The 18,595-nt window shown below is 68.1% G+C and carries 14 protein-coding genes; 4 read left to right on the forward strand and 10 right to left on the reverse strand.

All coding sequences use genetic code 11. The features are described 5' to 3' along the window. Positions 1 to 93 precede the first annotated feature (93 nt). The 5 genes from rbfA to ACFQZV_RS11670 all read right to left on the reverse strand — a co-directional run bounded on the left by rbfA (position 94) and on the right by ACFQZV_RS11670 (position 6,634). A complete protein-coding gene (gene rbfA / locus ACFQZV_RS11650) occupies positions 94 to 525 on the reverse strand; it encodes a 30S ribosome-binding factor RbfA (RefSeq protein WP_378749701.1) in 432 nt (143 codons plus the stop codon). A gap of 55 nt (positions 526 to 580) precedes the next feature. Further along, positions 581 to 3,307: a translation initiation factor IF-2 gene (infB, locus tag ACFQZV_RS11655; RefSeq protein ID WP_378783349.1), complete on the reverse strand. Its 2,727-nt coding sequence runs from the start codon at positions 3,305 to 3,307 to the stop codon at positions 581 to 583. Positions 3,308 to 3,384: 77 nt separating this feature from the next. Then, positions 3,385 to 3,657, reverse strand: coding sequence for a YlxR family protein (locus ACFQZV_RS11660; RefSeq protein ID WP_378753760.1), 273 nt, complete (start codon positions 3,655 to 3,657; stop codon positions 3,385 to 3,387). A 30-nt stretch (positions 3,658 to 3,687) separates the two neighbouring features. Continuing rightward, the gene (gene nusA, locus ACFQZV_RS11665) at positions 3,688 to 4,674 is read right to left on the reverse strand and encodes a transcription termination factor NusA (RefSeq protein WP_378753762.1); all 987 of its coding nucleotides are present in this window, start codon (positions 4,672 to 4,674) and stop codon (positions 3,688 to 3,690) included. A gap of 73 nt (positions 4,675 to 4,747) precedes the next feature. After that, positions 4,748 to 6,634, reverse strand: a complete 1,887-nt coding sequence (locus ACFQZV_RS11670) for a lipase family protein (RefSeq protein WP_378753764.1) — start codon at positions 6,632 to 6,634, stop codon at positions 4,748 to 4,750. A 62-nt stretch (positions 6,635 to 6,696) separates the two neighbouring features. Between ACFQZV_RS11670 and ACFQZV_RS11675 the strand changes: the two genes are divergently transcribed. Both ACFQZV_RS11675 and ACFQZV_RS11680 read left to right on the forward strand, forming a co-directional pair. Further along, entirely contained in the window at positions 6,697 to 8,199 is a 1,503-nt protein-coding gene (locus ACFQZV_RS11675) for an alanine/glycine:cation symporter family protein (protein ID WP_378783320.1), read from the forward strand. A 72-nt stretch (positions 8,200 to 8,271) separates the two neighbouring features. Next, on the forward strand, positions 8,272 to 9,090 hold the full coding sequence (locus ACFQZV_RS11680) for a DUF1206 domain-containing protein (RefSeq protein ID WP_378753768.1): 819 nt from the start codon (positions 8,272 to 8,274) through the stop codon (positions 9,088 to 9,090). Positions 9,091 to 9,100: 10 nt separating this feature from the next. Here ACFQZV_RS11680 and ACFQZV_RS11685 read toward each other — a convergent pair whose 3' ends face one another. Next, positions 9,101 to 10,165 (reverse strand): LOG family protein, encoded by a 1,065-nt coding sequence (locus tag ACFQZV_RS11685; protein ID WP_378753770.1) that lies wholly within the window; start codon positions 10,163 to 10,165, stop codon positions 9,101 to 9,103. Positions 10,166 to 10,258: 93 nt separating this feature from the next. Further along, complete coding sequence (locus ACFQZV_RS11690) at positions 10,259 to 12,058, reverse strand: proline--tRNA ligase (RefSeq protein WP_378753772.1); 1,800 nt, start codon at positions 12,056 to 12,058, stop codon at positions 10,259 to 10,261. Positions 12,059 to 12,110: 52 nt separating this feature from the next. On the opposite strand from ACFQZV_RS11690, the gene pcp reads away from it, so the two are divergent. After that, positions 12,111 to 12,743: a pyroglutamyl-peptidase I gene (gene pcp, locus ACFQZV_RS11695; RefSeq protein WP_378753774.1), complete on the forward strand. Its 633-nt coding sequence runs from the start codon at positions 12,111 to 12,113 to the stop codon at positions 12,741 to 12,743. Between the two features lies 1 nt (position 12,744). Here pcp and ACFQZV_RS11700 read toward each other — a convergent pair whose 3' ends face one another. Both ACFQZV_RS11700 and ACFQZV_RS11705 read right to left on the reverse strand, forming a co-directional pair. After that, positions 12,745 to 15,111, reverse strand: a complete 2,367-nt coding sequence (locus tag ACFQZV_RS11700; RefSeq protein ID WP_378753776.1) for a transketolase-like TK C-terminal-containing protein — start codon at positions 15,109 to 15,111, stop codon at positions 12,745 to 12,747. Between the two features lie 6 nt (positions 15,112 to 15,117). Continuing rightward, complete coding sequence (locus ACFQZV_RS11705; RefSeq protein ID WP_378753778.1) at positions 15,118 to 16,125, reverse strand: 1-aminocyclopropane-1-carboxylate deaminase; 1,008 nt, start codon at positions 16,123 to 16,125, stop codon at positions 15,118 to 15,120. 120 nt (positions 16,126 to 16,245) lie between these two features. Between ACFQZV_RS11705 and ACFQZV_RS11710 the strand changes: the two genes are divergently transcribed. Continuing rightward, on the forward strand, positions 16,246 to 16,896 hold the full coding sequence (locus ACFQZV_RS11710; protein ID WP_378753780.1) for a GntR family transcriptional regulator: 651 nt from the start codon (positions 16,246 to 16,248) through the stop codon (positions 16,894 to 16,896). 370 nt (positions 16,897 to 17,266) lie between these two features. Here ACFQZV_RS11710 and ispG read toward each other — a convergent pair whose 3' ends face one another. Then, positions 17,267 to 18,418 (reverse strand): flavodoxin-dependent (E)-4-hydroxy-3-methylbut-2-enyl-diphosphate synthase, encoded by a 1,152-nt coding sequence (ispG, locus tag ACFQZV_RS11715; protein WP_378753782.1) that lies wholly within the window; start codon positions 18,416 to 18,418, stop codon positions 17,267 to 17,269. Positions 18,419 to 18,595 lie beyond the last annotated feature (177 nt).

Genomic DNA, 18,595 nt, shown 5'->3' on the forward strand with positions numbered 1-18,595 from the left:
CGCACGACGGACACCTGAGGATGCTGACGTCCTTGCCGCCGACGGGTCCGACGGCCTCGGCCGGCGGTGTCGCTGCCGGATGCCTTCGGCGCGTCAGCCTTCGTCGTCTTCGCGGGGCTTCAGGTAGGGGTCGGCTTCGCCTGCGTACTGGGCGGAGGACGCGAGGCCGGCCACGGCTTCGTCGCGTTCGCGTGCCTCGCGCAACAGGTCGGCGATGTGGCCGGCGTTGTCGGGCAGCGCGTCGGGGATGAACTCCAGCGACGGGGTGAGGCGCACGTTCAAGTGCTTGCCGACTTCGCTGCGAAGCATGCCGGTCGCCGACTTCAGCGCCTCGGCGGAGGCGACACGTTCTTCGTCGGTGCCGTAGACCGTGTAGAACACCGAGGCGTGCTGCAGGTCGCCCGTCACGCGCACGTCCGTGATCGTGACGAAGCCGAGCCGCGGGTCGCGCAACCCCTTCTCGAGGCGTTCGGCGAGGATCACGCGGATGCGGTCGCCCAGACGTGCTTGACGTTCACCGGCCATGATGTTCCTTTCGACGGGTGAGGGGCACCCGCAGGTGCCCCTCACCGATATGCGATCAGCCGCGAGGCTTCTCGACCATCTCCGTGGTCTCGATCTCGTCGCCGATCTGGATGTCGTTGTACTTTCCGAGGCCGATACCGGCTTCGAAGTCGGTACGCACCTCGGTGACGTCATCCTTGAAGCGGCGCAGCGACTCGATGGCCAGGCCATCGGCGATCACCACACCGTCGCGGATGACGCGTGCCTTGGCGTTGCGCGTGATGGTGCCCGAACGGACGATCACACCGGCGATGTTGCCGAACTTCGAGGAGCGGAACACCTCGCGGATCTCGGCGACACCCGACTGCACCTCTTCGTATTCCGGCTTGAGCATGCCCGTGAGCGACTGCTCGACGTCATCGATCGCGTTGTAGATGACCGAGTAGAACCGGACGTCCACACCCTCACGCGACGCGCGTTCGCGGGCCTTGGTGTCGGGACGCACGTTGAAGCCGATGACGATCGCGTTGTCGATCGTCGCCAGGTTGATGTCGGACTCGGTGATCGCGCCGACACCACGGTGGATGATGCGCAGCTGGACCGAATCGTCGACCTCGATCTTCATGAGCGACTCTTCGAGCGCCTCGACGGCACCCGAGACGTCACCCTTGATGATGAGGTTGAGCGACTCGACCTTGCCTTCTTCGAGGGCCCGCGTGAAGTCCTCGAGCGAGATGCGCTTGCGCGCCTTCGCCAGCTGGGCGTTTCGTTCGGCGGCTTCACGCTTCTCAGCGATCTGACGGGCCGTGCGGTCTTCTTCGGTCACGATGAAGACGTCACCGGCGCGCGGGACCGAGTTGAGCCCCTGCACCTGCACCGGACGCGACGGCGCGGCTTCGTCGACGGCCTCACCGTTCTCGTCGATCATCGCGCGAACGCGACCGTACGCCGTGCCCGCGACGATGGCGTCACCGACGCGCAACGTTCCGGACTGGATGAGGACGGTGGCCACCGAACCGCGACCCTTGTCGAGCTTCGCTTCGATCGCGACGCCACGGGCCGACTTGTTCGGGTTGGCCGTGAGGTCGAGACCGGCGTCCGCGGTGAGCAGGACGGCGTCCAGCAGATCCTGGATGCCGCGCCCCTCACGGGCCGAGACGTCGACGAACATCACGTCGCCGCCGTACTCTTCGGCGACCAGACCGTACTCGGTGAGCTGCTGGCGCACGCGACCGGGATTCGCCTCGGGCTTGTCGACCTTGTTGACGGCGACGACGATCGGCACGTCGGCGGCCTGGGCGTGGTTCAACGCCTCGACCGTCTGCGGCATAATGCCATCGTCGGCGGCGACCACGAGGATCGCGATGTCGGTCACCTGTGCACCACGGGCACGCATGGCGGTGAACGCCTCGTGACCCGGGGTGTCGATGAACGTGATCGCGCGTTCGATCTCTTCGTGCTCGGTCCACACCTGGTAGGCACCGATGTGCTGCGTGATGCCGCCTGCCTCACCGGCGATGACGTTCGTCTGCCGGATCGCGTCGAGCAGTCGCGTCTTACCGTGATCGACGTGGCCCATGACGGTGACGACGGGAGGCCGGATCTCGAGATCTTCGTCGCTCTCGGCCTCGAGTTCAGCCTCGAGGTCGAGACCGAACCCTTCGAGGAGCTCTTTGTCCTCGTCCTCGGGCGAGACCATCTGGATCTTGTAGCCCAGTTCCTCCGCCAGCACCTCGAAAGTCGCTTCGTCGAGCGACTCGGTGGCCGTGGCCATCTCTCCGAGGTTGAACAGGATCGTCACGAGCGTGCCGGGCTGCACGGTGTAACCGCGCAGGGCTTCGAGCTTGTCCGCGAAGTCGGCGATGGACGCGCCGCGACGCAGGCGGATCGTTTCGCCGTTGCCCTTCTGGACGTTGACGCCGCCTACGACCGGCGCCGACCGCATCTCGAATTCTTGCCGCTTCGCCCGACGCGACTTGCGCTGCTTCGACTTTCCGCCGCCCTTTCCGAAGGCACCTGCGGTGCCACCGCCCGGGCCACGACCGCGACCGCCACCACCGGGACGACCACCGAATCCACCGGGGCCGCCGCCGGGACGCTGGAAGCCACCGCCGCCGCCGCCACCGGGACGACCGGGACCGCCGGAACGCTGCTGGAACGGAGCACCGGGACGACCGCCGCCACCGCCGCGACCGCCACCACCGGGCCGCGGAGCGCCGGGGCGCGGAGCACCCGGACGCGGAGCCTGGGGACGCGGGATGTTGCCGGGGTTGGGTCGCTGACCCATGCCCTGCGACGACGCGAACGGGTTGTTGCCCGGGCGCGGGCCGGACGGACGCTGGCCCATGCCCTGCGACGACGCGAACGGGTTGTTGCCCGGGCGCGCCGAGCCGCCGGGGCGCGGAGCCTGCGGGGACGCTCCGCCGGGGCCGGGCTTGGGGCCGGGCTTGGACGACGCGGCGGGAGCCTCGGGAGCTTCGGGAGCCGGCGTGGGCTTGGGCGCCTGGGGCGCAGCCGGCGCGGGCGCCGCGGACTCAGCCGGCTTCGCCGGTCGCGCAGGACCGGGCTTGGGACCGGACGGCTTCGCACCGCCGGAGGGCTTGGTATCGGCCGGCTTCTTGCCGGCAGAGGCGTCGTCGGCCGCAGCGGGCTTGGCGCCGTCGGCTTCGAGGGCGGCGCGCAGCTTGCGGGCCACGGGGGGCTCGATCGTCGACGAAGGGCTCTTGACGAATTCGCCGAGCTCTTTCAGCTTGGCCAATGCCTTCTTGCTGTCGACGCCGAACTCCGACGCGATCTCATGCACACGTGGTTTGGCGTTTGCCACAGTTCTCCTGTCTGAGGTCTACCCAGACAGGGCAGACCATTAGTTGCGGACGGGTCTCATTTCGAGCCGTTCACTTTGTTTCCATAGCCATTCAGCCGTTTCTCGATGGTCTGCGTGTCAAGCGGGCCTGACACACGGAGTGCACGTACGAAAGCACGGCGCCGCAGGGCGGCATCCATACATTTGTGTGCGTCGTGTACCCACGCGCCCCGCCCCGGGAGCATCGCCCGCTCATCGATGATGAGGACGGAGTCGATGGCAACCACCCTCAGAAGGGCGGACCGAGAGGCACGCGTGCGGCATCCGACGCACGTTCGTACGGGTTCCATGGTACACCTCGCGCGCCCTGCGCCGACGCGTCAGGACTCCAGCACGCTGTCGGGCTGGATGTCGATCTTGGCACCGGTGAGCTTGGCGGCCAGGCGCGCGTTCTGCCCTTCTTTGCCGATCGCCAGCGACAACTGGTAGTCGGGAACGAGAGCGCGCACTGCTTTGCTGGAGGCGTCGAGGATGAAACTCGACGTGACCTTGGCGGGCGACAACGCGTTGGCGACGAAGGCGGCCAACTCAGGGTCGAAGTCGACGATGTCGATCTTCTCTCCGCCCAACTCTTCGGTCACGGCACGGACGCGCCGCCCGAGCTCGCCGATGCAGGCGCCCTTCGCGTTGATCGACGGGTCGTTCGCCTTCACGGCGATCTTCGTGCGATGCCCCGCCTCGCGGGCCAACGACACGATCTCGACGAGCCCCGAGGCGATCTCGGGCACCTCGAGGGCGAAGAGCTTGCGCACCAGGCCCGGGTGGGTGCGTGACACGGTGATCGACGGACCCTTGGTGCCCTTGGACACAGACGTCACGTACACCCGGACGCGCGAGCCGTGCGCGTACTCCTCACCCGGAACCTGCTCTTCAGGAGGAAGGATCGCCTCGACGGTTCCGAGGTCGACGTGGACCATGCGCGGGTTGGGTCCCTGCTGCACGACGCCGGCGACGATGTCACCTTCGCGGCCGCGGAACTCGCCCAGGACGGCGTCGTCGGCGATATCGCGCAGGCGCTGGCTGATGACCTGCTTCGCGGCGAACGCGGCGATGCGGCCGAAGTCTTCTGGCGTGCTTTCCTCTTCACCGATGATGACGTCGTCCTCATCGCGCAGGGGCATGTACACGGCGACGTGACCGGTCTTGCGGTCGAGTTCGGCGCGAGCGCCCTCGGGCAGAGTTCCCTCGTTCGACGTGTGGCGGGCATAGGCGGTCAGGATGGCCTGTTCGATGATGCCGACGAGTTCGTCGAAGGGAATCTCCTTTTCGCGTTCGACGGTCCTGAGCAGTCCGAGATCGATGTCCACGATGGGTCCTCCGTATTCAGCTCTCACCGGCGGCAGTGCGCCGGAACCCTACAACGTTACCCGATGCGACGGCTCACGACCCCGAGCCTTCACCGACGCCGTACCGCGCGCAGTCGTCGAGCGGGAAGGGACGCTCGTTCATCACGGCATCCGTCCACGAGATCAAAAGGCCAAGGAACCGCGACGGCGGTAGCAGGGGCTCGAGGTGCTCATACCCGCCGTACACCGCCCAACGCACACGTTCGCCGTCCTCGCACAGCTGTTCGACGAACTCCTCCTGCAAGCGGGGCGGCACGACCTCGTCGGCGTCCCCCCACGTGACCAGGAGCGGGGTTCCCCACGGGCCTCGCGCCGCGTTCTCCGCGAGCCGCTCACCCAGGGGACCTGCGGTGAGGTCGCCGAGGTAGAGCGGACGGTCCTCCGACACCCCGAGCGCCGTGGCGACGGACACGACCACGCCCGGCTCGGTCGGGCATCGCTGGGTCATCTCCCGCACGATCGTCTCGCCGCCGGGCGCGACGTACCGGTCGAGGTCGACATCCGAGTACGTGTCGGCGTACGGCACCAGCACCCAGGCGGTGAGGATCGACAGGAGCACGTCGTCGTCGCGGGTGAGCAGTTCGCCCGCCAGCGCCCGCGGATCGGCGACGGGGGCGATCACCGCCGTGCCGCGCATGTCGAGGTCGGGCGCGTAGGTCTCGGCGACCTCCGACATCCACAGTGCGGCGTGTCCACCCTGTGAGTGGCCCCACGCGATCGTCCGCGGCGACAGAGCGAGTCCTTCGAGCTCGCGCGCGGCGAGCACGGCATCCAGCGACGATTGGGCCTCGCCCCGGCCGATCAGGTAGGGAAAGACGCCGGGTGCACCCTGACCCGTGTAGTCGGAGGCGACGACCACCCATCCGCGGTCGATGGCGTCGTTGAGCGCGGGGATCGCCCATCGGGTGGCCGACGCGTCCCGAAGGCTCGGCGCGCAGCCGCGAGCCACCCCGGTGGTCCCGTGGTTCCAGGCGATCACCGGCCGCGCGCCCGGTCCTCGGTCTTCGGGAGCGATGACCAGGGCGCTGGCGACGGCGGGTTGACCCATCGCGTCGCGTGTGGTGTAGAGGATGCGGGTGACTTCGCCGTCGGGCGGGTGCTGACCGACGAAGTCGTCCGCGCGGATGAGCCTGCCGTGCTCGTAGGGCACGACCGCGGGAGGATCGTAGAACGCATCGACGACCGATGATCCCTGGTTGACCCAGTCGTTGAGCCACCATCCGCCGATGGAGGCACCGACGAGCACGAACGAGAGCGCGTAGCGTCCGGCCGCGGTCCAGAAACGGGCGCGCGCCGACATGGCGGCATCGGCCACCTCGCCGGCATCCGCCTGCTCACCGGCGCGTCCGTCGTCGGCGCGGGGTCCACGGAGGGTGAGGATGCCACGGCTGAGGGTCGTGAGACCGAATACCGCCGTGCGCACGCCGAAGACGATGGCGACGACGAGCACGGTGACATCGGGCCACGTGAGCGCAAGGATGCCGAAGACGATCTGCGCCGCGCCCCAGGCGATGGCGAGAACCCGCGAGCTGATCCGGCCCCGACTGATCGCGTCGTAGCCGGAGGCCAGACCGCCGAGGATCAGCAGCACGGCGAGCACCTCCGGCAGGGCCTCGAGGCTGCGCCCGAGACCGGCGAGGATCGCGACGCCGAGCAGAATCCACGCACCGGCGATGATCCGACTCGTCCAGCTGTCCGCACGGCCGCGGGCGAAGTCTGCGAGGCCCGAAAGGATGGCGCTGAGCCCGATGTAGACCGTCAGCACGACGAGTGAGGTCAGGGGGCGTGTGACGATCAGCAGACCCAGGAGCAGGGCGACGGCACCGACGGTCACGGCGATCGGTGCAGGGGCCCGCGCGATCAGCCTCGGGAGGGCGCTCCAGCGGCGCTGGGCATGCTGGGGCCGCTCTCCGCTCACCATCGCGATTCTACCGCCGCACGCCGCTCTTTCTGCGTGGCCACAGAAACGGCCATACTGGCCCGATGGATGCGATCGACGACTCCCTGCTCTTCCTCGGAGACGGACTCTGGACCTGGCTCGTACTTCCGATCGTCGTCCTGCTCGGGGTGTATTTCACCGTGCGGTCCGGGGTCGTGCAGTTCCGCCTCATCCCAGAGATGTTCCGCACGCTCACCGACCGCACACCCCGCACCGACGACGGCAAGCCGCAGTCCGTGTCGGCGTTTCAGGCGTTCACGATCTCTGCCGCTTCGCGCGTGGGGGTCGGCAACATCGCGGGCGTCGGCACGGCGATCGCGCTCGGCGGCCCGGGCGCGGTGTTCTGGATGTGGCTGATGGCCTTCATCGGCGGCGCGACCAGCTTCATCGAGTCTTCCCTTGCCCAGCTGTACAAGAGCAAGGACGCGGACGGCTTCCGCGGCGGCCCGGCCTACTACATGCAGCGCGGTCTCGGCGCGCGGTGGATGGGCATCCTCTTCGCGATCATCCTCATCGTCTGCTTTCCGTTCGCGTTCAGTTCCCTCCAGGCCAACACGATCTCGGCAACGGTGAGCGCGACGTTCGACGCGGCCGACGTCGCCTGGCTGCCGTGGACCATCGGCGCGGTGCTCGCCGTGCTCACCGGGCTCGTCGTCTTCGGCGGAGTCCGGCGCATCGCGTCGGTGACGCAGGCACTCGTTCCGGCGATGGCGCTGGCCTACCTCCTGTTGGGCCTTGCCGTCGTCGCGACCCACATCGATCAACTCCCGCGGGTGATCGCCGAGATCTTCACCGCGGCGTGGGGCCCCAACGAGGTGCTGGCCGCATCCCTCGGCTACATCATCCTCACGGGTGTGCGTCGCGGCATGTTCTCCAACGAGGCGGGTCTCGGATCGGCCCCCAACGCGGGGGCGAGTGCGGCGGTGACGCACCCGGTCAAGCAGGGCCTCGTCCAGACCCTCGGTGTCTACTTCGACACCTTCCTCGTCTGTTCGATCACGGCGTTCATCATCCTCGTGTCGGTGCCCGATCTCGCCGGCGCCGAGCGTGGCATCGGTCTCACCCAGGGCGCGCTCGTGGACAGCCTCGGCGCGTGGTCGAGTATCGCGCTGAGCGTGATCATCTTCCTGCTCGCGTTCTCATCGATCATCGGCAACTACTACTACGGACAGTCGAACATCGAGTTCATCACGATGCGCCGCGGGGTGTTGGTCGGTTATCGGATGCTGGTGATCGTGGCCGTGCTCATCGGGTCGGTCGTCGGCGCCGACCTGGTGTGGACCTTCGCCGACGGCGTCATGGGTCTCATGGCCCTCACGAACCTCGTCGCGATCGCCTTGCTGTCCGGGATCGCGTTCCGTCTGCTCAAGGACTACACCGCACAACGGCGTGAAGGCCGCGACCCGGTGTTCACGCGCGATCGCCTGCCGGACGTGAAGGGCATCGAACTGTGGCAGGACGAACTGAGCGTCACGGGCCCGATCGACCTCACCACCTCACGCCGTCAGTCGGCCAAGCACCGCGACCGTCTGCACGAGGGCGCGTGAGCACCGCTTGCACGTGCGGCCGCACACAGCAACCCCCTCCCTCCTGCGACGGACGGAATCTATGATCGCGGCGTGACCGATCACGTGCAGCAGGCAGCGCAGTCCGCAGAGTCCAGCACCGCCCTACGCACCCTCGCACGAGGCGGGTACGTCGCGAACGGCATCGTGCACGTGTTGCTCGGCATCCTCATCATCGTCGTGGCGACCGGCGGCGAAGAGGAGACCGATCAGGCGGGGGCGTTCCAGGCCCTCGCCGAGGCGCCGTTCGGAATCGTGGCCCTCTGGGTATGCGCCGTGGCCCTCGCCGGACTGGCGGTGTGGCTCATCGTCGACGGCATCACCGTGCGACAGTCGGGCAACGAGAAGCGAGACGTGGTGCGCGCCTGGGGCCGCCGCCTCGCGGCGTGGGGACGCGCGGTGGTCTACGGCGCGCTCGGTGGTCTTGCCGCATCCGTCGCGCTCGGCGCGCGATCGCAGAGCGGAGACTCCGCTGAGTCTGTCAGCCGCGAATTGCTCTCCACCCCCGGCGGACCCTTCATCCTCGGTGCAGTCGGCGTGGGGATCTTCGGGGCAGGCGTCGGGTTCGTCGTCATCGGCGTCGGCCGTCGGTTCCGCAAGAATCTCATGTTGCCGTCGCCGCCCGTCGGCACCGCCGTGGTGGCCATCGGCGCCGTCGGATACGTCGCGAAGGGCATCGCACTCGCCGTGGTGGGAATCCTGCTCATCATCGCCGCGGTGCAGATCGATCCCGAGACCGCCGGCGGGTTGGACGCCGCCGTCGCCTCGCTCCTCGGCCTGCCCTACGGGCCGTGGATCGCCGGCGGCATCGGATGCGGACTCCTCGCCTACGGCATCTACTGCTTCTTCCGGGCGCGATACGCACGGCTGTGACGGCGACCCGTCAGCGGGCCGTCGCCGCCTGCGGCGCTGAGCCGAGCCCGTTGATCGCGCGGATGAGGCGATACAGCGAACCGACTCGGAACTGATCCATCACGAACACGAGTCGCGGCAGGTCAAGCCGATCGTCATCGGCGATCTCGGCACGGAGCGGACCCCGACACTCGATGCTCCCCTCTGCCACGAGGAAGGCGAACTCGTCGTTCAGCGCTGCGACCTCGGCATCGGTCGGTTCGGCGCGCAACCGCAGGACGAGTCGGCGCCCCACCCATCGCAGGGAGTCGTAGTTGCGCCAGAACCCGGTGATCTCGTCGTCGGCCGCGGCCACCGAGTCGGTGACGAGCACCCTGTCGAAGTCGTCCGGAGAGATCACGCCTGCTCCGACGAGGTGTTCGTCGACGAATCGGCGCAGACCCTCCCAGAAGGTGCCGCCTGGTGCATCGAGAAGCACGATCGGTGTCGGCTCGGCCTTGCCTGTCTGCTGCAACGTCAACAACTCGAACATCTCGTCGAGGGTGCCGAACCCGCCAGGAACGCACACGAACCCGTGGGATTCCTTCACCAGCATCAGCTTGCGGGTGAAGAAGTACTTCATGGACACGTTGTTGGCCGTCGACCCGATGACCTCGTTGGGCTTCTCTTCGAACGGAAGCCGGATCGACACCCCGAGCGACCGCTCGGGCCCGGCGCCTTCGGCAGCGGCCTGCATGATCCCCGGGCCCGCACCCGTGACGACCATCCACCCTCGCTCGGCGAGCGCACGGGCGATCTCGCCCGCGGCGATGTACTGGCCGTCGCTGGGCTGTGTGCGCGCCGAACCGAAGATCGTCACCTTCGGCACCCCGCGATAGGGCGCGAACAAGCGGAACGCGGCGCGCATCTCCGACAGCGCTGCCGACGTGATCTTCAGATCCAACCGATCGGTGTCATCCCGGCCCAGGCCGATGCCGGTCGCAAGAATACGGGCGACGAGGTCGGCATCCGTTTCGATGTCCGCTTCGTCGATCACCCGTCGCAGCGCGTCGGTGACCTCTGCGGGGATCGGATCGTCGGCGTGGTGCTCTGCCATAACGTCAGAGTCGCACGGATGCCTACCGTTTGTCGTCTGTCCGGCGACGATTCGGTGAGAGGTCGGCGAACGCCGGTCGACGACGGTCCGTGATCAGCGCGTGGTCAGACGCGCCACGATCTCAGCTGCGGGAACGACATCGCGGTCACCCGAGCGACGATCCCACAACTCGACCTGACCGTCCGCGGCACCGCGCCCGACGATCACGATCTTCGGCACGCCGATCAGTTCGGCGTCGCCGAACTTGACCCCGGGCGAGACCTTCGGTCGGTCGTCGTAGAGCACGTCCAGTCCCGCCGCATCGAGATCGGCCGACACCGTCTCTGCGAGCGCGAACGCCGCCGCATCCCGACCGGTCGCGACCACCTGCACGTCGAAGGGCGCGATCGATTCCGGCCACACCAGACCCTTGTCGTCGTTGTTGAGCTCGGCGAGGATCGCGAGGATGCGGGTCACACCGATGCCGTACGACCCCATCGTGACCGTGACGAGCTTGCCGTTCTCGTCGAGCACCTTGAGCCCGAGGGTCTCGGCGAAGAAGCGCCCGAGCTGAAAAACGTGCCCGATCTCCATGCCCCGTGCGAGTTCGACCGGTCCCGAGCCGTCGGGCGCCGGGTCTCCGGCACGCACAGAGGCGACCTGGACCACACCGTCACCGAAGAAGTCCCTGCCGGCGACGAGCGAGTGCACGTGCTTCTGATCGATGTTCGCACCGGTGACCCACGCGGTGCCGTCGACGACGCGCGGATCGAGAAGGTAGCGGATGCCGGTGGCCGATTCCTCGCCGAGCACCGCCCCGGTGGGCGACCAGGGGCCGATGTAGCCCTTCACGAGCATCGGGTTGCGCTCGAAGTCCTCGGCGGTGGCCGCCTCGACGTCGGCCGGGGCGAAGGCGACCTCTGCGCGCTTCTCGTCGAGGTCGCGGTCGCCCGGCAGACCCACGACGACGAGCTCGCGGGTGCCGTCCAGGTGGGTGAGCGCGAGGACGACGTTCTTCAGCGTGTGCGCGGCGGTCCACTCGCGGGCGTCGTCGGTCGCGGGGCCGGCGATCCCCGGCGCGGGAGCGGCCAAGTGTGCGCGTGCGTGCGCGACGAGGGTGTCGATCGTGGGGGTGTCTGGCGAGTCGAAGATCTGTGGCTCAGGCTGGCCCTCGATCGGAAGCGCGACGGGGGCGGCGGTCGTGAAGGCCTCGACGTTCGCAGCGTACCCGCCGTCTGAGCGGACGAACGTGTCCTCGCCGACCGCGATCGGGTGGAGGAACTCCTCGCTGCGCGCACCACCCATCAGTCCGTTGTCGGCGGCGACGATCACGTACTCGAGGCCGAGACGCTGGAAGATCCGCTCGTACGCATCGCGCTGCGCCTCGTAGCTCGCGTCCAGGCCCTCTTCGGTGTAGTCGAAGGTGTACGCGTCTTTCATCGTGAACTCGCGCCCGCGCAGCAGACCGGCGCGCGGCCGCGCCTCGTCGCGGTACTTGTCCTGGATCTGGAAGATCGACAGCGGCAGATCCTTGTACGACGAATAGAGATCCTTCACGAGCAGCGTGAACATCTCTTCGTGCGTCGGTGCGAGGAGGTAGTCCGCACCGCGGCGGTCCTTCAGGCGGAAGATGCCATCGCCGTACGACTCCCACCGGCCGGAGGCTTCGTACGGTTCACGAGGCAGGAGCGCCGGAAAGTGCACCTCGTACGATCCGGCAGCGGCCATCTCTTCGCGAATGATCGTCTCGATGCGCGACTTCACCTTGAGCCCGAGCGGCAGCCACGTGAAGATTCCCGGCGCCGCGCGGCGGATGTACCCGGCGCGGACGAGCAGCTTGTGGCTCGTGACCTCGGCGTCGGCGGGGTCTTCACGGAGGGTGCGGAGAAAGAAGTGCGAGAGACGGGTGACCACGAGCGACAAGTCTAGAGCCGACGCCCCTCCCACATGCGCCTACGGTGGAGGGATGACGACTGTGGTGCTCACCGGCTTCGAGCCATTCGGGGGCGATACCTCGAACCCGTCCGGCGCCGCGATCGACCTCGTCGCCTCACGCTGGGCGGGACCGGCCACCCTCGTCACCGCGGTGTTGCCGGTCACCTTCGACGGCGCAGCCGCGCAACTGAGCGACCTGATCCGCGACCACTCCCCCGATCTCGTCATCGCCGTCGGGCTCGCGGGCGGGCGTCGCGCGATCAGCATCGAGCGCATCGCGGTCAATCTCGTCGACGCACGGATCCCCGACAACGCCGGCGCCCAGCCGATCGATGAGCCGAGCCTCGTGGGCGCGCCCGACGCGCGCTTTTCCACACTGCCCGTCAAAGCGATCGCGCGTGCGGTGACGGATGCCGGGATCCCCGCCGAGCTGTCGCATTCTGCAGGCACCTTCGTCTGCAATCACGTGTTCTTCCACGCCCTCGCCCGCGCGGCACACGGCACCCGCGCCGGCTTCATCCACGTGCCCTGGGATACCGCGAACGCGCCGTCGGGTGCGCCGAGCCTGCCGATCTCCGACATCGCCACGGCACTCGACATCGCCATACGGACGAGCCTCGCGTCGCCCACCGACATCCGCGCCGTCGGTGGCGCGGTGTCGTGAGTCAGCGTCCGACGAGGTCCAACGCAGCGCGGACGATTCCCGTCGCATCGATCCCGTGCAGGGCATAGGCGTCCTCCAGGCTCGACGACTGACCGAACGACGTCACCCCGAGACTGCGCATCCGATCACCACGTACACCCGATAGGAACGACAGCGTGTGCGGATGCCCGTCGAGCACAGCGACGATGGGAGCGGGGCGGTGCGCGGGGAAGAGCTGATCGGCGATCGCACCGCGCGGTGAGGTGGCCACCTCGTCGCGGTCCCGCAACGAGCGGTAGACGAGGTCGGGACTGGTCAGGCACACGACACCTGCCGCGACACCCGCACGCTCGAGCACTTCACGCGCCTCGAGCACCTCGGTCATCATGGCGCCGACCCCGACCAGCGTGACCTGCTCCCCTTCGCCACCGTCGACCAGGCGGTAGCCGCCCGAGATCGCGTGCTCTCGGCGCCGCTCGCGCAGCACGGGGTCCTCCGGCAGACGGGCCAGCGACTGGTCGACCGGCCGCGTGCTGAGGCGGAAGTAAGCCGAGGTGCCCTCCGGCATCCCGATGTGGCTCATCGCCTCGAGCATCGTCCATTCGAGGTCTTGGGCGAAGGCGGGCTCCCATGCGATGCAGCCCGGCTGTTCCAGCCCGATCGACGGCGTGGTGATCGACTGGTGTGCGCCGCCTTCGGGTGCGAGCGTCACGCCCGATGGCGTGCCGACGAGGATCGACTGCCCACCGGCGTAGATGCCGTAGGACCACGGTTCGAGAGCCCGATTGACGAACGGGTCGTAGATCGTGGCGATGGGGATGAGCTGCCTGCCCCAGCGGCTCCATGTCGCGCCCAACTCGGCGGCGAGGCCGACGAGGTTGACCTCGGCGATCCCCAGTTCGATGTGTTGGCCGTGCGGGGTCTCGGACCACCGCAGGACGCGGTCGGCATCGTCGGCGAACCAGTCGCGTCGTTCACCGACCGACCAGACGCCGGTCTTGTTGATCCACCCGCCCAGATTCGTCGACGACGCGACGTCGGGGCTGAGCGTCACGATCCGCTCCGCCGCCTCGGGGGCCCCGCGGGTGATGTCGGAGAGGAACCGTCCGAGGGCGGCCTGGGTCGAGATGACCGCGCGATAGCCCCACGGAAGCGATGCCGGAACCGGCGCGGGCACGACGTCGGGAACAGCGGGCCGGCGCAGACGTACAGCGGTGTCGGAGATGACCTCTTGCTCTTCGCTGCCCTCGTCGAATCGACGCCACGGATCCTCCATGCTCGTCCCCGAGAGCCGGGCCAGCTCCTCGAGCTGTGCCGCGGTCAACTGCGCGGAATGATTGTTGGGGTGCCCCTCGGTCGCCAACCCCCGACCTTTGACGGTGTACGCGAAGATCACGGTCGGACGCGTGGCATCCACGTCGCGATATGTCTCTCGGAGCATGCCGATGTCATGCCCGCCGAGATCACGGATCGCCGAGGCGAGTTCGTGTGCCGAGAGGCCCTCGAGCACGGAGCGCAGGCCATCGGCGGGGTCGTCACCGGCGATGCGGGCGTGCAGTTCGGACGGGTGCGAGCGCAAGAGACGCTGATATTCCTCGTTGGGCATCGACTCGAGTCGCTCGCGGAGCGCGTCGCCGCCGGGCCGCTCGAAGATGCGACGGATGCGGGTGCCCCACTTGACGGTGAGCACCTGCCAGCCGGCCGCGGCGAACATCCCTTGCAGTCGCGCGATCTGGATGTCGGGTATGACGCGGTCCAGCGATTGGCGGTTGAGGTCGACGATCCACAGCAGCTCGCCCATGCGCGACACCTGCGGGTCGCAGATGGCCTCCCACACGGCGCCCTCGTCGAGTTCGGCGTCGCCGAGCAGCGAGATGAATCGCCCCGCACGCGGCACGTCGGCGATGCGGTCACGCAGGTAGCGGTGTGAGAGCGCCGCCCAGATCGGAGCCGTCGCGCCGATCCCGACGCTGCCCGTCGAGAAGTCGACGACGTCGGGATCCTTCGCGCGGCTCGGGTAACTCTGCAGACCGCCCTTTTCGCGCAGACGCGAGAGGTACGACTCGTCGAGGCCACCGAGGAGATAGTTGATCGCGTGCAGCGCGGGCGAGGCATGGGGCTTCACCGACACACGGTCTTCGGCGGTGAGCTCCGAGAACCACAGCGAGGTCATGATGCCGACCATCGATGCGCTCGACGCCTGGTGACCCCCGACCTTCACACCCGATTCGTTCGGTCGCCCGCGGTTCGCCCCGTCGACGATCGCCGTCGACAGCCAGAGCACGCGCTGCGCGATCCGATCGAGCACGTCGTCGTCCAGCGACGCCGCGGCCGACAGCGGACGGTCGTTGACACTGGGCTCGGCCTCGTCGCCGATCTCGTGGGGCATCGCCGCCTACCGGAACAATCCGCTGTAAGCGTTGAGCGCCAGCTGACCGCCGAGATGCGCGTAGAGCACGTTGCTGGTCGCGGGGATCTCCTTCGACGCGACGAGGTCGATGAGGCCCGCGAGCGACTTGCCCTCATAGACCGGGTCGGTGATCATCGCCTCCAGCGAACCGCCCAACCGGATGGCGTCGAGGGTGGATTGCACAGGGATACCGTACAGGTCGCCCGCCCAGCCTTCGAGGATCGTGATCTCGTCGTCGCGCAGCTCTCGGCCGAGACCGATCAGCTCGGCGGTGTTGCGGGCGATCCGCTCGACCTGCGCGCGCGTCTTCTCGATCGTGGCCGACGCGTCGATGCCGATGACCCGCCGCGGGCGATCTTGCCCGGCGAATCCGGCGATCATGCCCGCGTGGGTCGAACCCGTCACCGTGCACACGACGATGGTGTCGAAGAACACGCCGATCTCGCGCTCCTGCTGCTCGACTTCGTACGCCCAGTTGGCGAAGCCGAGACCGCCCAGTCGGTGGTCCGACGCACCGGCAGGAATCGCATACGGTGTTCCGCCGGCGGCGACGACTTCATCGATCGCGTTCTCCCAGCTCGACCGGATGCCGATGTCGAAGCCCGCGGCGTCCAAGGTCACATCGGCACCCATGATGCGCGAGAGCTGGATGTTGCCCACCCGGTCGCTCAGCGGGTCGGGCCATTCGACCCAGTTCTCCTGCACGAGCCGAGCCTTGAGCCCGAGCTTCGCAGCGACGGCCGCGACCTGACGCGTGTGGTTGGACTGGTACCCCCCGATGGAGACGAGGGTGTCCGCTCCCTGAGCGAGCGCTTCGGGGATGAGGTATTCAAGCTTGCGCGTCTTGTTTCCGCCGAACGCGAGCCCGCTGTTGACGTCCTCCCGCTTGGCCCAGATCTGTGCACCTCCGAGGTGCTGCGTCAGCCGGGGCAGGTGGTGAATCGGGGTCGGCCCGAACGTGAGGGGGTAGCGCTCGAAGTCGGTGATGGCCATGTCGTCCTCAATCTCGGGGAGGGGTGTTCGGTCACCGTAGCGCAATATTTTGGATATTGCATCCGATGGGTGTTGTCTGGAATAGGATGAGCCGACCCCGTCCTCGAGCCAGGAGCCTCCATGCCCGTGCCGCAGACCGGCGGAGCACCCGCCCGCGAGCTCCTGCGCGACAACGTCTACGCGTCGCTGCGAGACGCGATCGTCGACGGCACGCTGGCCCCCGGGGAGCGCCTGCGCGACACCGAGATCGAGGCATGGTTGGGCGTCAGTCGCACGCCGATCCGCGAGGCTCTGCTGCGGCTGGAGCGAGCAGGACTCGTCATCTCCCACCCCGGGCGTGCGACGATCGTCGCCCCGTTCGACGATGCGACGACACATCACGCACAGCAGATCGCCGCGTCGATGCACGAACTCGCGGCGCGCATGGCCGTGCCGGCGCTCTCGCCCGACCACGTCACGCAGATGCGCCGGGCGAACGCGGAGTTCGCGGCATCCATCGCCGACGGCGACACCGAGGCCGCGCTACGCGCCGACGACCGTTTTCACGACGTGCTCGTGCGCGCCGGCGGCAACCCGATGATCAGCGACGTCCTCGAAACGGTGACCCCGCTGCTGCGTCGTGTCGAACGCCTGCGGTTCGGATCATTCGCCGCGCACGACTCGGTGACCCAGCACGATGCGATCGTGGATGCCGCGGCCGCCGGCGACGCCGAACTCACCGCCCGGCTGTGCCGCGAGAATTGGCTCTCGCTCGGGTCTGCGCGCGGCTGACTCCCGCGACGACGTCTGACGGATGCCGCGCGCGGCCGCTCACGCCGTCGATCACGCCGTCGAGCGGCGATCTGCCGTCAAGCGGAGAACTGCCGTTCAGCGGAGAATTGCCGTCGAGCGGAGGCTCTGGCCGCCCGGGCTCCTCAGGTCGGCAGATCTCCTCTGGAAAGCTGACCTCCGAGGACAGGCGCCCCGCAGGAAGGCATGCCTTCAAGCGGAGATCTGCTCTATAGCGGATGCTCTGGCGGCCTGCACTCCTCGAGACCGCAGATCTCCGCTCGGCGGCCATGCTTCGACGGTCGTCCGACTGGAGGCACCATCCACAGCAGCCGCATCCGCAGCACCCATGCCCACGACCAGCGGGCGTGGCTCAGCTCGTGACGACCTGCGCGGTGCCGACGCCGGCTTCGGGGCCCATCTCGTCGGCGATTCGGCGGGCTTCGGCGAGGAGTGTCTCGACGATCTCGGCCTCGGGCACGGTCTTGATGACCTCACCCTTGACGAAGATCTGACCCTTGCCATTGCCGGAAGCGACGCCGAGGTCGGCTTCGCGCGCCTCACCCGGTCCGTTCACGACGCAGCCCATGACCGCCACGCGCAGCGGCACCGTCACGTCTTTCAGGCCCTCGGTCACGCTGTCGGCGAGGGAGTAGACGTCGACCTGGGCACGACCGCACGAGGGACACGACACGATCTCGAGCTTGCGTTCGCGCAGGTTGAGCGACTGAAGGATCTGGTGCCCGACCTTCACCTCTTCTGCCGGCGGCGCCGACAATGACACGCGGATCGTGTCACCGATACCCTCGCCCAGCAGAATGCCGAAGGCTGTCGCGGACTTGATCGTGCCCTGGAACGCCGGTCCCGCCTCGGTGACGCCGAGGTGGAGCGGCCAGTCGCCCCGCTCAGCGAGCAGCCGGTACGCCTTGACCATGACGACAGGGTCGTTGTGCTTGACCGAGATCTTGAAGTCGTGGAAGTCGTGCTCTTCGAACAGCGACGCCTCCCAGACGGCGCTTTCCATGAGCGCCTCGGGCGTGGCCTTGCCGTACTTCTCCAGGAGCCGCCGATCGAGAGACCCGGCGTTCACGCCGATGCGCAGCGACACCCCGGCGGCCTTGGCGGCCGCGGCGATCGCGCCGACCTGGTCATCGAACTTGCGGATGTTGCCGGGATTCACCCGCACAGCCGCGCATCCGGCGTCGATCGCCTGGAAGACGTACTTCGGCTGGAAGTGAATGTCGGCGATCACCGGAATCTGGCTCTTCTGGGCGATGATGTGCAGCACATCGGCGTCGTCCTGCGACGGAACGGCGACGCGCACGATCTCGCAGCCTGAGGCGGTGAGTTCGGCGATCTGCTGGAGCGTCGCGTTGATGTTCGTCGTGGGCGTGGTCGTCATGGACTGGACGCTGATCGGCGCATCACCGCCGACGAGGACCTTTCCGACCTTGATCTGACGGCTCTTGCGGCGGGGCGCGAGGACGTCCGGCACACGCGGCATCCCGATGTTCACTGCTGGCACAGTCTCCAGCCTACGGCGCTGCGGCGCACCACGGCTGATGCGATGCTGAGCGGATGCCGCAACTCCCGCGGGCACGCCCTCTTTCGCGGATCCGGCCACCCCCGCGCCGCGTGCTAATGTGACCGCATGCTCGCGAGCACCACCTGGTGGCCCACCCGCTGATGGCGGTGTGTTCGC

The organism is Microbacterium koreense, assembly GCF_042677105.1.
Classification (GTDB): Bacteria; Actinomycetota; Actinomycetes; order Actinomycetales; family Microbacteriaceae; genus Microbacterium; species Microbacterium koreense.